Source organism: Hydrogenophaga sp. NFH-34 (genome assembly GCF_021401345.1).
Lineage (GTDB): Bacteria > Pseudomonadota > Gammaproteobacteria > Burkholderiales > Burkholderiaceae_C > Hydrogenophaga > Hydrogenophaga electricum.
This window is the reverse complement of record NZ_JACBGE010000023.1, coordinates 52,418-65,146: the sequence shown is the minus strand read 5'-3', so window position 1 is coordinate 65,146 and position 12,729 is coordinate 52,418. Positions and strand designations below refer to the sequence as shown.

General features: G+C 68.9%; 14 protein-coding genes. 5 read left to right on the top strand and 9 right to left on the bottom strand.

All coding sequences use genetic code 11. From position 1 onward, the window contains the following. Window positions 1-59: 59 nt before the first annotated feature. Window positions 60-1,205: an ATP-binding protein gene (locus L0977_RS19845; RefSeq protein ID WP_234266598.1), complete on the top strand. Its 1,146-nt coding sequence runs from the start codon at window positions 60-62 to the stop codon at window positions 1,203-1,205. Window positions 1,206-1,303: 98 nt separating this feature from the next. Next, the gene (locus L0977_RS19840; protein ID WP_234266597.1) at window positions 1,304-2,146 is read left to right on the top strand and encodes a DUF3883 domain-containing protein; all 843 of its coding nucleotides are present in this window, start codon (window positions 1,304-1,306) and stop codon (window positions 2,144-2,146) included. Between the two features lie 32 nt (window positions 2,147-2,178). On the opposite strand, the gene L0977_RS19835 is transcribed toward L0977_RS19840, so the two are convergent. The 7 genes from L0977_RS19835 to L0977_RS19805 form a co-directional block, all read right to left on the bottom strand. Further along, entirely contained in the window at window positions 2,179-2,964 is a 786-nt protein-coding gene (locus L0977_RS19835; RefSeq protein ID WP_234266596.1) for an NYN domain-containing protein, read from the bottom strand. 47 nt (window positions 2,965-3,011) lie between these two features. Next, on the bottom strand, window positions 3,012-3,293 hold the full coding sequence (locus L0977_RS19830) for an acylphosphatase (RefSeq protein ID WP_234266595.1): 282 nt from the start codon (window positions 3,291-3,293) through the stop codon (window positions 3,012-3,014). Between the two features lie 97 nt (window positions 3,294-3,390). Next, entirely contained in the window at window positions 3,391-4,308 is a 918-nt protein-coding gene (locus tag L0977_RS19825) for an EamA family transporter (protein ID WP_234266594.1), read from the bottom strand. Further along, window positions 4,305-5,348, bottom strand: a complete 1,044-nt coding sequence (locus L0977_RS19820) for an SDR family oxidoreductase (RefSeq protein WP_234266593.1) — start codon at window positions 5,346-5,348, stop codon at window positions 4,305-4,307. The genes L0977_RS19825 and L0977_RS19820 overlap by 4 nt, the downstream gene beginning before the upstream one ends. A gap of 5 nt (window positions 5,349-5,353) precedes the next feature. Then, the gene (locus tag L0977_RS19815) at window positions 5,354-6,286 is read right to left on the bottom strand and encodes a bile acid:sodium symporter family protein (RefSeq protein WP_234266592.1); all 933 of its coding nucleotides are present in this window, start codon (window positions 6,284-6,286) and stop codon (window positions 5,354-5,356) included. A gap of 18 nt (window positions 6,287-6,304) precedes the next feature. Continuing rightward, window positions 6,305-7,669: a flavin-containing monooxygenase gene (locus tag L0977_RS19810; RefSeq protein WP_234266591.1), complete on the bottom strand. Its 1,365-nt coding sequence runs from the start codon at window positions 7,667-7,669 to the stop codon at window positions 6,305-6,307. A 43-nt stretch (window positions 7,670-7,712) separates the two neighbouring features. Further along, entirely contained in the window at window positions 7,713-8,546 is an 834-nt protein-coding gene (locus tag L0977_RS19805; RefSeq protein WP_234266590.1) for an SDR family oxidoreductase, read from the bottom strand. A gap of 95 nt (window positions 8,547-8,641) precedes the next feature. Here L0977_RS19805 and L0977_RS19800 point away from each other — a divergent pair, with 95 nt between their 5' ends. Then, window positions 8,642-9,412, top strand: a complete 771-nt coding sequence (locus L0977_RS19800) for an IclR family transcriptional regulator (protein ID WP_234266589.1) — start codon at window positions 8,642-8,644, stop codon at window positions 9,410-9,412. A gap of 30 nt (window positions 9,413-9,442) precedes the next feature. Here L0977_RS19800 and L0977_RS19795 read toward each other — a convergent pair whose 3' ends face one another. After that, window positions 9,443-9,880 (bottom strand): PACE efflux transporter, encoded by a 438-nt coding sequence (locus L0977_RS19795; protein ID WP_234266588.1) that lies wholly within the window; start codon window positions 9,878-9,880, stop codon window positions 9,443-9,445. A gap of 73 nt (window positions 9,881-9,953) precedes the next feature. Between L0977_RS19795 and L0977_RS19790 the strand changes: the two genes are divergently transcribed. Then, a complete protein-coding gene (locus L0977_RS19790; RefSeq protein ID WP_234266587.1) occupies window positions 9,954-10,862 on the top strand; it encodes a LysR family transcriptional regulator in 909 nt (302 codons plus the stop codon). Here L0977_RS19790 and L0977_RS19785 read toward each other — a convergent pair. Beyond that, window positions 10,855-11,226 carry a YgiW/YdeI family stress tolerance OB fold protein gene (locus L0977_RS19785; RefSeq protein WP_234266586.1) on the bottom strand — a complete coding sequence of 124 codons (372 nt, stop codon included), beginning with the start codon at window positions 11,224-11,226 and terminating at the stop codon, window positions 10,855-10,857. The genes L0977_RS19790 and L0977_RS19785 overlap by 8 nt on opposite strands. 218 nt (window positions 11,227-11,444) lie before the next feature. On the opposite strand from L0977_RS19785, the gene L0977_RS19780 reads away from it, so the two are divergent. Continuing rightward, a complete protein-coding gene (locus L0977_RS19780; protein ID WP_234266585.1) occupies window positions 11,445-12,722 on the top strand; it encodes a M14 family metallopeptidase in 1,278 nt (425 codons plus the stop codon). Window positions 12,723-12,729 lie beyond the last annotated feature (7 nt).

Below are 12,729 nucleotides of genomic sequence, written 5' to 3'. Positions count from 1 at the left end.
AGACCATGAAATTCCGCCATGGTATCACCGAATTTCATGGTGTTTGATATCGTGGCGGCATGTTCATCGAGCGCCGCCAACTCACTTCCCAGCTCACCGGGCTGCTGAACTCCTTCCGCGCGGTCGAGCTGGTCGGCCCGCGGCAGGTCGGCAAGACCACGCTGGCGCGGCAGTTCATCGACGTCGCCAGCCCCCAGTACTTCGACCTCGAAGACCCGCTCTCGCGCCAGCGTCTGGCCGACCCGATGAGCACGCTCGCCGGCCTGAACGGACTGGTCGTGATCGACGAGATCCAGCACCTGCCCGCCTTGCCCGAAACGCTGCGCGTGCTGATGGACCGGCCCGATCGCATGCACCTGAACGGCCAGTACCTGTTGTTGGGCAGCGCCGCGCCGCGCGTGATGCACAAGAGCGAATCGCTGCTCGGCCGCGCGGTCACGCTGGAGGTTGGCGGCTTCGACATCAGTGAGACTGGCACCGACCCGGAAGCCCTGCAGCAACTCTGGCTGCGCGGCGGCTTCCCGGCCGCCTACCTGGCCCCGGACGACGCCGTCAGCACCCAGTGGCGCCACGCCGCCATCCAGCGCCATGTGAGTGGCGACCTGCCGCTGCTGGGCATGAACGCCCCTGCGCCGCTGATGACGCGCTTCTGGCAGATGCTGGCGCATTACCACGGCCAGACCTGGAACGCCGCAGAACCGGCCCGCTCACTGGGCATCAGCGAGCAGACCGTGCGCCGCTATCTGGACTACCTGACCCAGACCTTCATGGTTCGTCAGCTGCAGCCCTGGCATGAGAACCTGGCCAAGCGGCAGGTGAAGGCACCGAAGATCTATTTCCGAGACACCGGCCTGCTGCATGCGCTGCTGGGCATCCGGACGTTGCCGCAGCTACTGGCGCACCCCTTATGCGGTGCCAGCTGGGAGGGCTTCGCGCTGGAACAGGTGCTTCGCATCGCCCAGCCCGATCAAGCTTACTTCTGGGCCACCCACCAAGGGGCTGAGCTGGACCTGTTGCTGTTCAAGGACAACCGTCGCATCGGCGTGGAGTTCAAGCGCAGCGATGCGCCCAAGCTGACGCCCAGCATGCGCATCGCGCTGGAAGACCTGAAGCTGGATGCGCTGTATGTGGTGTATCCCGGGCTGCACCGATATGCGCTGGCGTCGGAGGTGGAGGCGGTGCCTTTGACGGCGCTTTTGAACTAACCGCGTTCACAAGCCATGAAGTTTTTTCCACCGACTGACTTTCCTGAAAAGTTGCCGTCCATCATCACTGCATCCCGCCCCACAAGCATCGTCAAACAATGAGCCACGTCGACTGGACCCATCTGGAAGTTGAAGCCATCGTCGCCGACTACTTGAAGATGCTCAGCCTTGAGCTGGCGGGGCAGTCATTCAGCAAGGCCGCACATCGTCGGGCACTCCAACAAAAGCTCAACGGGCGTTCAGATAGCGCCATTGAGTTCAAGCACGGCAACATCAGTGCAGTGATGATTGATCTCGGTTTTCCCAACATTCGCGGATACCAACCTCGTTCCAACTACCAGAGCTTGTTACGCGAAGTCGTCGAAGCGCAGATCAATCGACAGGCTGCACTCGATTCATTGGCGCTGGCAGCAGTGGAACAGCCCGCCGTCAGCCCGGAACTTGTCGATTTCTCCAAGGTGGTCGCGGGTGCACCAGCGCGCCGGAACATCGCATCTGAGGCCGCTCCGTACAGAGACTACTCGCCCGTCAAACGCGACTACATCGCTAGAGAGGCTCGCAACACGACCCTCGGTATTGCCGGAGAAGAGTTTGTGGTTCGTTTCGAGCACTGGCGATTGAATCAGCTCGGCATGCCCACGCTGGCAGATCGCGTCGAGCATGTTTCACAAACCAAAGGAGACGGTCTTGGCTACGACGTGCTGTCGTTCGACGCCAGTGGAAGGGAGCGCTTCATCGAGGTGAAGACGACTGCCTTTGGCAAAGAGACGCCCTTCTTTGTGACCCGCAACGAACTGGACTTTTCAAAAGAGGCCCAAGAGCACTTCGTCCTTTGCCGTCTGTTCGAGTTTCGACAGACCCCACGTCTGTTTGCCCTCAATGGAGCACTCGATCAGCACTGCGCGCTGGACCCTGTGACCTACCGAGCGAGCTTCGCGTAGCAACGCGAGACGCCCTTGTGCAAGGGCTGAACTCAGTCGGCGGCGCCGGTCAACCGCACCTGATTGGGCTGCTTCTCCGGCTTCAGTTCAAAACTCTGCGGAAAACGTTTGAAGAGGCGTGCGCTGGAGGCGCTCTTGCTCAGCAGCTTCTTGTCGTGCAACGCCTTGGCCGCATCCGATATCGGAATCCACTCACCGGTCTTGAGCTTGGGGATGGCCTCCAGCACCATGTCCTTGGTGACCCGGTCAGCGGGTGTGGCGTTGACGGCCGGCGTCAGTTTCTCGGCCACTTTCTTGGTGGCGGGTGCCTTCTTGGCAGGCGCCTTCTTGGTAGCAGGTGCTGGAGCTGCGGCCTTCCTGGCTGGAGGCGGCGCCTTGGGAGTCGCGGCCGTGCGGGCGGCAGCGGTTCGGCCCACGTAGATCACACCGTCATAGGCCTTCAGTGCTTCGGGCGCCATCTTGCGGTACTCGGACACGCACAGGACCTTGATGCCCCGTTCACGCAGGCGCACAACCAAGGGCACGAAGTCCGCGTCGCCCGAACCGACCACGACGGTGTGCGGAGCCGGCGTCTGACAGGCCAGTTCCATGGCGTCCACGGCGAGCGCCATGTCGGTGGTGTTCTTGGTGAGGTAGACATTGAGGAACGGCCGGATCGCCCAGTCTCGCAACGGTTCGGCCAGGCCCTTGAGGTTCTCCGCGCTGCCGTAGGCTCGCCGGACAGCGATGGGGCCTTCGGTGGCTTCGATGGCGGTGATGGCTTCGTTCACCCAGGCGGGCGAACTGAGGTTGTCGGCGTCGATCAGGAAAACAATCATGTCGGGCTCCCTAGGGTTTGGAGGCCATCTTATGCGGGGAAGCTGCTCTACGCCGTCTCCCGCTGCTCAAACCCGCCCAGCACTTCCCCGCTCTCCACCTCGGCCACCGCTACGCCTTCCACCCGCGCCATCGCCGGACCGCGCTGCGCCCAGTCGATGAGTGCCTGCACCGCATCGACCGGGCCGGTGGCCAGGGCTTCGACACTGCCGTCGCGGCGGTTGCGCACCCAGCCGGTGAGGCCTAGCGCCCGGGCCTGCTGCGCCATGTTCCAGCGGTAGCCCACGCCTTGCACGTGGCCGGTGATGCGCAGGTGGCGGGTGGTGGTCATGGGGTGGGGAGGGGTGGATTCCCGCCTTCGCGGGAATGACGGGGGAAAGAGGCGGGAATGACGGCTGAGGGGGGTGGGAATGGCGCCGATAAAAGGCTCAGGCGGCATGGTGCCGCCGTCGCGGGCGCCAGCCGCCGCTCTGGTTGACCACCATGCCGGCGAGCACGGTGGCGGTGCCGGCCCATTGCAGCGGCGTGGGCACTTCGCCCAGCAGGGTCATGGCGGCGACCAGGCCAACCACCGGGACCAGCAGCGAAAACGGCGTGACGCGGCCGGCCGGGTGGCGTTGCAGCAGCTTCGTCCACAGGCTGTAGGCGAGCAGGGTGGCAAGCAGCGCCAGGTAAAGCACGGCGAACAGGGCGCGGCCGTCGAAGCCGACGATCTGCGCGGCCATGCTGGCGGGGCCATCGACCGCGGCCGACAGCAGCAGGAAGGGCACGATGGGCACCAGGCTGCTCCAGACGATGAAGGGGAAGGGCTGGTAGGCGCCGGCGCGCGCGGCCTGGCGCGCCACCAGGTTGGACACGGCCCACATGAAGGCGGCGCCCAGGGTGAGCACGAAGCCGGCCAGGGTCATCTGCAGGGCGCCTTCGCCGTGGGCGCCCGCGATCATGAGCAGGCCGAGGAAAGCGATTGACAGCCCCAGCCACTGGCGGGGCATCGCGCGTTCGCCCAGCAGGGCCGCAGCCATGATGAGCGTGAAGAAGGCCTGGGTCTGCATGACGACCGAGGCCATGCCCGCTGTCATGCCCAGGCGCAGCCCCAGGAACAGCAGGCCGAACTGGCCCACGCCCTGGGCCAGGCCGTAGGCCACGACGTAGCGCCAGGGCAGCGCGGGGCGGCCCACGAACAGCACGAAGGGCAGCGACGCGGCCATGAAGCGCAGCGCGCCGAGCATCATGGGGCTGAGCGACTGCAGGCCGATCTTCATGACGACGAAGTTGAGCCCCCAGATGACGATGACGCCCAGGGCGCGCAGCAGGTCGCCGCGCGAGAGGGGGCTGTGCCCGCTCATGCCTTGACCTGATGCGGGGCCTGCGGGCCGGGCAGTGCGCCCACATGCACCGGCCGGCCTTGCTGCGCGCGCGCCAGGATGAAACCGTCCAGCGCCTGCGCGCTGGTTTTGCGCGGGGTGTAGCCGAATTCGCGCTTGAGCGCGGTGTTGAGCAGCACCGGTCGGTAGCGCAGAAAGTCGAGCTGTTCGGGGTCGTAGCGGGTGAGGCCCAGGCGCGAGCCCACGGCCAGCGCGGCCGTCAGCAGGCCGGCGGGCAGGTTGCGCGTGCGTTTGCCCAGGCGCGCGGCGATCTGGTGGATGCTGAGCGCGCCGTCGCCGGCGAGGTTGTAGCAGCCAGGGGGTGCGCCGTTGAGCGCGTGCAGCACGGCGCCGGCCACGTCTTGGTCCCAGATGAAGACGAAGGGGCTGTCGCTGCCGCGCACGGCGAGCAGGCGGGGCTTTTCAAACAGCGCGGTGATCTGGTTGTCGACCCGCTCACCCAGGATGGTGCCGATGCGCAGCACGGTCTGCGCCAGTTGCGGGTGGTCCGCGCGCCACAGCGCGAGCATCTCTTCGACCAGGCGTTTGTGGTGGGCGTAGGCGAAGCTTTCATTGCCGCGCAGCGGGTGTGCCTCGGTGAGCCAGTCGGGGTTGTCGGCGTGGTAGCCGTAGGCCGCGCCGCTGGAGGACACCACCACGTGCTGCACGCCCTGCGCCACGCAGGCGGTGAGCACGTTGCGGGTGCCGTTGACGTCGACGTCGTACTCGAAGGCGCGGCTGGAGTCGCGCCCGGGCGTGACGATGGAGGCCAGGTGCACCACGGTGTCGATGGCGTGTTCGCGCAGCGTGTCAGCCAGCGCGGGATCGCGCACGTCCTGCACGCGGTAGGCCACGCCGGGCTGGCGGCGCTCGGCCGGCACTTCGCGCACGTCGAGCGCGACGATGGCGTCGGTGTCGGGCCGCTGTGCCAGCGCGGCCACCAGGCCCCGGCCCAGAAAACCGTCGCCGCCGGTGATGAGGATGCGGCGCGCGCGCGGGGTGTTCAGAGCGTGGTCGTTCATGGGAATCATGCCTGCACCCCCGTCGCGGCCGGGGCCCCAGCCGGTGGGCGGCGGCCCCACCATCCGGCCAGCGCGAGGCCGGCGATGATGTCCCAGAAGCCCCAGACGCCGGCCACCACGGCCATGCCGCCCAGACCACCGAAGAAGCTGAAGATCAGCACCAGGCCCAGCCCGGCGTTGCGGATGCCGACCTCGATGCTGACGGCGCGGCGGTCGTAGTCCTGCAGGCCGGTGACGCGCGCACACAGGTAGCCGGTGCCGAAGGCCAGCGCGTCGTGCAGCGCCACGGCCAGCAGCACCAGGCCCACGTAGTCGAGAAAGAAGCGCCAGTTGCCGGCGATGGCGCCGAGGATGAAGCCGATCAGCGCGACGAAGCTGAGGATGCTCACGCCGCGCTTGACGCGCTGGGTGAAGGCCGGGAAGCGGTGCGCGCACCACAGGCCGAGCACGAAGGGCAGGCCGATGATGGCGACGATGTGGCCCACCATTTCCAGCGGGTCGAGCGCGATGGTCTTGAGCAGCCCGGAGGCCTCGGGGTGCAGGCTGCCCCAGAAAGCGAAATTCAGCGGCATGACCACGATGGCGATGGCGTTGGAGATGGCGGTCATCGACACCGACAGCGCCACGTTGCCTTTGGCGCGGTGGGTGAGGATGTTGGACACGTTGCCCGGCGGGCAGCAGGCCACCAGGATCATGCCCAGCGCCACGCTCGGGCCCACACCCAGCAGGCGCGTGAGCACATAGGTGACGGCGGGCAGCACGATGAACTGCGCCGCCACGCCGACGCTGATGGCCAGCGGCATGCGCAGCACGCGCCGGAAGTCGTCGACCCGCGTGTCCAGCGCGATGCCGAACATCAGGAAGCCCAACACCGCGTTGAGCAGCGCCAGCGAGGCGGGGTTGAAGTTGAGCCGGATTTCGTCAACGGGCAGCATCATGGGCGTCTCCGGTGGGCCTCAGGCCAACGCCGCCGCGGCCTGGCGCACGGCATGGCGGTAGCTGTCCTTGTGCACGTAGTACGCCATGCGTTCGAGCTTGAGGTACTTGTAGCCACCGCTCAGGTCGGGCGGCGGGCCCTGGATGGCGGCGCCGAAACGCGCCGCGGCGGGTGTGCCCGCGTCCAGCGCGTGGAAGTAGCGCGCCACCAGCTCGGCCTGTTCGTACCGGCCCTGCCAGCCGATGCCGCTGGCTTCGATCATGCCGAGCACGGCCAGGCGCTGGTATTTGGGCGAAAAGATGTTCAGGTGCAGCCGCGGCGCCATGCCCTGCCAGTTGAGGTGGGCGCGGTCGATGAAGGGGTAGTGCAGCAGGTAGCCGGTGGCGGCCATGACCATGTCGTACTCGCCCTGGCTGCCGTCCTTGAAGTGCACGGTGTGGCCGTCGAAGCGCGCGATGTCGGGCCGCACGCGCACATCGCCATGGCCCAGGTGGTAGAGGATGAGCGAATTCACCACCGGGTGCGATTCGTACATCCTGTAGTCGGGCTTGGGGAAGCCCAGGCGCACCGGGTCGCCGGTGAACCACTGCAGCACCTTGCTGTCGATGCGCTGCTTGAGCCAGGCCGGCAGCGGCTTCTTGCCGCCCAGCGTGTCGGCCGGTTTGCCGAAGATGTACTTGGGCACGAAGTAGTAGCCGCGGCGCACCGAGATGTCGACGCTGGCGGCGTAGTGCACCGCGTCGACCGCGATGTCGCAGCCCGAATTGCCGGCGCCGACGATCAGCACGCGCTTGCCCTTGAACTGTTCGGCGCGCTTGTAGGCCGAGGTGTGCAGCAGCTCGCCGGCAAACTGCCCGTCAAAGCGCGGCATGTTGGGTTCGGCCAGCGTGCCGTTGGCGATGACCACCCCTTGGTAGACCGCGCTGTGTTCGCTGCCGTCGGCGTGCTGCACCGTCACGCGCCAGGGGGTTGCCGGCGTGTCGTCGACAGGTTCGACGCGCAGCACGCGGGTGCTGAAGCGGTAGTGCCGGCGCAGGTCGAAGTGGTCGGCGAAGTCGCTGAAGTAGCGGCACAGCTCGCGGTGGCTGGGGTAGTCGGCCGTGCCTTCGGGCATGGGGAATTCGCTGAACTCCGTGGTGCGCTTGCTGGAGATCAGGTGGGCCGATTCGTACACCGTGGAACGCGGGTTGGCGATGTTCCACAGGCCACCCACGTCGCTCCAGGCCTCGAAGCCCTGAAACGGGATGCCGAGCTTTTGCAGACAGCGCGCACCGGCCAGACCCGACGGGCCGGCGCCGATGAGGGCGATCATCTGTTCGGTGGGCACGCCCGCCGCGAAGGTGGGGCTGGCGGTGGTGGCCGCCTGGGGATCGTTGTCTCGCATCGTTGTTGTGTAGGGGCAGGTTGCGGGAAAGGGACCCGGCGCTTCAGCGGTCCGGCGGGCGCACCAGCCCGGGAATGGGCGTGCTGCCCGCCTCACCCGGCCGGGGCTTGCGCGGCTGGCCGCGCAGCAGCTGGTCGTGCCAGCGCGCGGGCAGGGCCGACAGCAGGCGCGAAAGCCAGCCGATGCGGCGCGGCAGCACGATGTGTTCGCGCCCGCGCGCCACGCCCTGCAGCAGCGCGCGCGCCGCCTGGTCGGCCTCCATCAGGCCGGGCATCGCGAACCGGTTGCCGGCGGTCAGCGGCGTGCGCAGGTAGCCCGGGCTGACGGTGTGCACGCTCAGCGGCGTGCCGCGGTATTCGGCGCGCAGACTTTCCAGGTAGCGGATCAGGCCGCCCTTGCTGGCGCAGTAGGCGCCGTTGCCCGGCATGCCGCGCCAGCCGGCGATGCTGGCCACGCCCACCAGCGCGCAGCGCGCGCCGGGCTGGGCGCGCAAGGCCCGCACAAAAGGCTGGAAGGTGGTGGCCGGGCCGAGCAGGTTGATCTCCAGCATGCGGCGCATGACGGCCAGATCGCCAGCCTCGGCGGTGTCGAAGCCCCCGGCCACGCCGGCGTTGGCCACCACCAGGTCGGGCAGGCCGGCGCGCGCCATCCAGTCGGCGGCCATGGCCTGCATGGCGGCGCTGTCGGCCACGTCGGGCGTGTAGACGGCGGCGCGGCCGGGAGCCTGCGCGGCCAGCGCGTCGAGCGCCGCGCGGTTCAGGCCCACCAGCGCCACCTGCGCCCCGGCGGCCAGCAGTTCCTGCGCGAGCGCCTGCCCCAGGCCTCCACAGGCACCGGTGATGACGGCTTGGCGAAACGGCAGGGCGGGGGTGGACATGCGGGGGTCTGGAACAAAAGCGCTTGTCCTGCACTGTAGAAGGGCGGCAGAATGTTCCGGAAATTTTTGCGATTTCGTCTCGGATTCAGAGATTCATGAGTGCAACCACCCCCGCTTCCCCCGGCCTGCGCCTGTTCGACCTGCTGGACGTGCTGGTGCGCGAAGGCCGCCCGCTGACCCTGGCCGAGGCGGTGGCCGCCAGCGGCTGGCCCAAGCCCACGGTGCACCGCCTGCTGGCCCAGCTCGAAGCCGGCGAACTGCTGGCGCGCGAGCCCGATGGCCGCCGCTACGCGGTGGCGCCGCGCCTGCTGCGCCTGTCGGAAGCGGCGCTGGCCGGCAGCACGCAGCAGGGCGTGCGGCACGCGGTGCTGCGCCAGCTGGTGGCCGACGTGGGCGAAAGCTGCAACCTGACCGCGCTCTCGGGCGCCGAGGTGGTGTACCTGGACCGCATCGAATCGGCGTTTCCGCTGCAGTTCAACCTGCGGCCCGGCACGCGCGTGCCCATCCACTGCTCGGCCAGCGGCAAGCTGCTGCTGGCGCACCTGCCGGCCGCCCAGCGCAAGGCCCTGCTCGACGGGCTGCCGCTGGCGCGCCACACCGCCACCACGCTGACCAGCCAGGAAGCGCTGGACGCGGAGTTCCGCCGCATCCGCAAGGACGGCTACGCGGTCGACGCCGAGGAGTTCGTGGAAGGCCTGGTGTGCGTGGCGGTGCCGGTGCCCGCCAGCCAGCCCGGCGGCATGCCGCGCTGCGCGGTGGCGCTGCAGGCGCCGGCCGCGCGCATGACGCTGGCGCAGGCCATCGACCGCCTGCCCCGCCTGCAGGCCGCGGCGCAGGCGCTGGCGCGCACCTGGGGCGGCAGCTGAAAACCGCGGAAAGTGCGGCGGCGGCCCGGGTCAGCCTGCCTGCGGCGCCGGCTGCGCCGACAGCGGCAGGCCAAACACCTTGTCGAACGCCAGGTTGAAGACGAAGGTGTAAATCAGGAAAAAGACGATCAGCCAGGCTTCCAGCAAAAAGGCCTGCCACAGCGTGATGCCGAACCACCAGGCAAACAGCGGCACCAGCGTGAGCACCAGCCCACCTTCAAAACCCACCGCGTGCGCCACCCGGCGCCAGAACCCCCGCCCGCGCGTGGCCTGCCGGGCTTCCCAGCGCTCGAACAGGGTGTTGAAGACGAAGTTCCACACCACGGCAATGGCCGAAGCCGCCACCGCCGCCACACTGGCGTGGCCCGCACCCTGGCCCGACAGCAGCGCCAGCCCGACGCTGGACGAGGCGATGGCGATCAGTTCGTAGAGGGTGATATAGACGATTTTTCGTTGAAGACCTTGCATGGGGGCGGATATTAGGCCGGCCTGACTGAACGTAAAAGTCAGATAGTTTCAGTTTTTCTGATATGTTGCCGCCATGGCATTCACCAGCGACAACGTGCGCGTGTTTCTGGCCGTGCTCGACCACGGCTCGTTTTCAGCGGCCGCGCGCCAGCTCGGGCGCGTGCCCTCGGCGGTGAGCATGACCATCGCGCAGCTGGAAGCCGAGCTCGACCTGACCCTGTTCGACCGCAGCACGCGCGAACCCCGACCGACCGACGTGGCCCGGGCGCTGGAGCCCCAGGCGCGCCAGCTCGCGCGGCAGCTGTGGCAGTTGCAGGCGCACGCGGCGCAACTGCACCAGGGGCTGGAGCGGCGCCTGACGCTGGCGATCGCGCCCGAGCTGCTGTCGGCGCCCTGGAGCCAGCCGCTGGCGGTGCTGGCGCAGGAATTTCCGTCGCTTGACGTGGAGGTGCTGTCGGCGCCCCAGGCCGACGCGCTGCGCCTGCTCTATGCCGGCGAAGCGCAACTGGCGCTGGTGTTCGAGCGCCCCGGCACCGACGACCGCGAATCGTTCCAGGAAGTGGGGCAGGAGATCCTGGTGGCGGTGATGTCGCCCGACCACCCGGTGGTGGTGTCGCACGCCGACGCGCTGCGGCTGGAAGACCTGGTGGGTGTGCGCCAGATCGTGGTGGCCGGGCGCGACGGCCGCGGCAGCGACCCGCGCCTGCGCGTGGCGCGCCAGATCTGGCGCACCGACAGCCACCTCAGCACCCTGAGCCTGGTGCAGGCCGGCCTGGGCTGGGCCTACCTGCCGCGGCGGCTGGTGGAGCCGCTGGTGCGCGCCGGGCAGCTGGTGGAAGTGCGCTTCGGCAACATCACCGGGCAACTGCGGCTGTGGGTGGACGTGGTCTGGCACAACGACCGGCCGCTGGGGCTGGGGGCGCAGCGCTTCATCGCACTGATGCGCCAGGCGGTCCGCCCCGAAGCCGCGCCGCTCAGTTGAGCACGCGCAGCGCGTCGACCTCGATTTCGGCGCCCTGGCGGCGGTGCCGGTCGACCTCACCGGCGATTTCCACGCGGGTGGTCTCGCTCACCGGCTGCGCGGCCAGCAGGCGCGGCTTGATCTCGACGCGGATGTCGGCCTGGCCGTCGGAGAACAGGAATTTGTCGCTGGACAGCTGGCGCACCAGCCGGCCCTGCAGCCGCACCGGCTGATCGTCGACCGGTTTGTCGAGCACGGCCTGCACCGAGGTCAGCGTGGCCCGCGCGCCGGGACCGGTGTACTGGGCGGCGGCGGTGCCGGCGGCGAGCAGCGCGGCCGCGGCCAGGACGGCGGCGCCAAGGGAGGTGGCAAGGTTTCGGGACATGGCGTGTTCCTTTCTCAAAGGGATGCGAGGGAATGGCGGGGTGCCGATGCGGGCCCGCAGCCCCATGGCATCGACGGGAGCCATTCTGGAAAAGCGCCCTTGTACCGGGCCTGAACCACCGGTTCATCGGCGGTTCAGGCGTCACAGGCCGGACGCGGGATTCGGCGATGATGCGCAGCGGAGCACACCGCGCATCCGCGCACCGAGGAGACCCGACCATGACCCTGAAACTGCTGTGGCGCGCCGTGGCCGGCCTGGCCGTGCTGGCGCTCGGCGCCGCCGGCTGGAGCGCCTGGCGCCTGGCCACCTACGCCCCCCGCGACACGCCCCAGCCCGCCGACCCCGCGGCGCTGGCCTGGTACCTCGACGACTACGCCGCCGCGCGCGCCGACTTCCTCGCGCGCGGCGACGCGCTGGCGGCGCGCTACGCCGGCGTGGAGCGCTTCGCGATCCCGGTGCCCAGCGCCAGCGGCGTGCCCGGCCTGTTCGTCGACGGGCTCTACATCCCGGCGCAAAGCGGCTCGAAGCAGCGGCTGCTGCTGGTCACCTCGGGCGTGCACGGCGTGGAAGGCCCCACCGGCAGCGCGGTGCAGCGCCTGTTCATGGACGAATTCCTCACCCCCACGGCCCTGGGTGGCCCGCTGGCCGACACCGGCGTGCTGCTGCTGCACGCGCTCAACCCCTATGGCTTCGCGCGCTACCGGCGCTTCACCGAAAACAACGTCGACCTCAACCGCAACGCCAGCACCGACGACGCGCTCTACCGCAGCGTCAACGCCGGTTACCCGGTGGTGGACCCGCTGATCAACCCGACCGAACCGGCCGCAGTGGGCGCCCCCGCCAACCGCTTCTTCCTGCTGCGCGCGGTGGCCATGCTGGCGCAGCACGGCATGCGCCCGCTGCGCCAGGCGGTGTTGCAAGGCCAGTACCAGAAGCCCGAGGGCATTTACTTCGGCGGCCAGGCGCTGGAGCCGCAGTACCGCGCGCTCGGCCCGGTGATCGCGCCGCTGCTCAACGCCTACCCGCTGTCGATGGCGATCGACCTGCACACCGGCTACGGCGCGCGGGGCACGCTGCACCTGTTCTTCGACCCGCCGCAGGACCCGCGCGTGCGCCAGGGCCTGGAGACCGCGTTCAGCGGCCTGCCCATCGACTGGGGTTCGGGCAGCGACTTCTACACCGTGACCGGCGACTTCGCGAGCTGGCTGGGCCGCCTGCGCCAGGGCGGCCTGCACCTGCCGGCGGTGTTCGAGTACGGCACCATGGACAGCCAGACCACGCTGGGCGCCATCAAGTCGCTGCATGTGACCCTGCTCGAAAACCAGGGCGTGTTCCACGGCTACGCCAGCCCGGCCGACGAGGCCGCCATCCGACGCGACTACCGCGAGATGTTCTACCCCTCGTCGCCCGACTGGCGCACCAAGGTCATCCACGACAGCCGCGCCGTCTTCGCGCGCGTGCTGGCCAACTGGGCCGCTGCGGGCACGGCCCGCTGACCGGCCG

What these genes read in the sequence shown, in the direction of transcription:
- L0977_RS19845 (WP_234266598.1), top strand. Translation starts at nt 60, where the DNA reads ATGTTCATCGAGCGCCGCCAACTCACTTCCCAGCTCACCGGGCTGCTG.
- L0977_RS19840 (WP_234266597.1), top strand. Translation starts at nt 1,304, where the DNA reads ATGAGCCACGTCGACTGGACCCATCTGGAAGTTGAAGCCATCGTCGCC.
- L0977_RS19835 (WP_234266596.1), bottom strand. Translation starts at nt 2,964, where the DNA reads ATGATTGTTTTCCTGATCGACGCCGACAACCTCAGTTCGCCCGCCTGG.
- L0977_RS19830 (WP_234266595.1), bottom strand. Translation starts at nt 3,293, where the DNA reads ATGACCACCACCCGCCACCTGCGCATCACCGGCCACGTGCAAGGCGTG.
- L0977_RS19825 (WP_234266594.1), bottom strand. Translation starts at nt 4,308, where the DNA reads ATGAGCGGGCACAGCCCCCTCTCGCGCGGCGACCTGCTGCGCGCCCTG.
- L0977_RS19820 (WP_234266593.1), bottom strand. Translation starts at nt 5,348, where the DNA reads ATGAACGACCACGCTCTGAACACCCCGCGCGCGCGCCGCATCCTCATC.
- L0977_RS19815 (WP_234266592.1), bottom strand. Translation starts at nt 6,286, where the DNA reads ATGATGCTGCCCGTTGACGAAATCCGGCTCAACTTCAACCCCGCCTCG.
- L0977_RS19810 (WP_234266591.1), bottom strand. Translation starts at nt 7,669, where the DNA reads ATGCGAGACAACGATCCCCAGGCGGCCACCACCGCCAGCCCCACCTTC.
- L0977_RS19805 (WP_234266590.1), bottom strand. Translation starts at nt 8,546, where the DNA reads ATGTCCACCCCCGCCCTGCCGTTTCGCCAAGCCGTCATCACCGGTGCC.
- L0977_RS19800 (WP_234266589.1), top strand. Translation starts at nt 8,642, where the DNA reads ATGAGTGCAACCACCCCCGCTTCCCCCGGCCTGCGCCTGTTCGACCTG.
- L0977_RS19795 (WP_234266588.1), bottom strand. Translation starts at nt 9,880, where the DNA reads ATGCAAGGTCTTCAACGAAAAATCGTCTATATCACCCTCTACGAACTG.
- L0977_RS19790 (WP_234266587.1), top strand. Translation starts at nt 9,954, where the DNA reads ATGGCATTCACCAGCGACAACGTGCGCGTGTTTCTGGCCGTGCTCGAC.
- L0977_RS19785 (WP_234266586.1), bottom strand. Translation starts at nt 11,226, where the DNA reads ATGTCCCGAAACCTTGCCACCTCCCTTGGCGCCGCCGTCCTGGCCGCG.
- L0977_RS19780 (WP_234266585.1), top strand. Translation starts at nt 11,445, where the DNA reads ATGACCCTGAAACTGCTGTGGCGCGCCGTGGCCGGCCTGGCCGTGCTG.